The sequence below is a fragment of the Alkalicoccobacillus porphyridii genome, from assembly GCF_007293315.1.
GTDB classification, from domain to species: Bacteria; Bacillota; Bacilli; order Bacillales; family Bacillaceae_D; genus Alkalicoccobacillus; species Alkalicoccobacillus porphyridii.
In genome coordinates this window covers 1-262 of record NZ_VLXZ01000267.1, presented here as the reverse complement: position 1 = coordinate 262, position 262 = coordinate 1, and the positions used below count along the sequence as shown (strand labels likewise).

1 pseudogene is annotated in these 262 nt (G+C 43.5%); it reads left to right on the top strand.

Annotation, left to right across the window (positions count from 1 at the left end):
- Positions 1-5 precede the first annotated feature (5 nt).
- Positions 6-262: pseudogene (locus tag FN960_RS24285) on the top strand (3-hydroxy-5-phosphonooxypentane-2,4-dione thiolase LsrF); the annotation flags it as partial.

Here is a 262-nt window from a genome sequence, read left to right as displayed (position 1 = left end):
AAGTTATGGCAGATTTAGACGATATTAAAGATGGTAAAGATTTTCGTACCGATCAACCGCAACAAAATATCCCTTTTACCCTGAAAGGTTGCGGTGCGCTGGATTGGGGAATGCAGTCACGCTTATCGCGGATATTTAATCCGAAAACGGGTAATACCGTGATGCTGGCCTTTGATCATGGTTATTTTCAGGGGCCGACTACCGGACTTGAACGCATTGATATAAATATCGCCCCGCTGTTTGAACATGCCGATGTATTAAT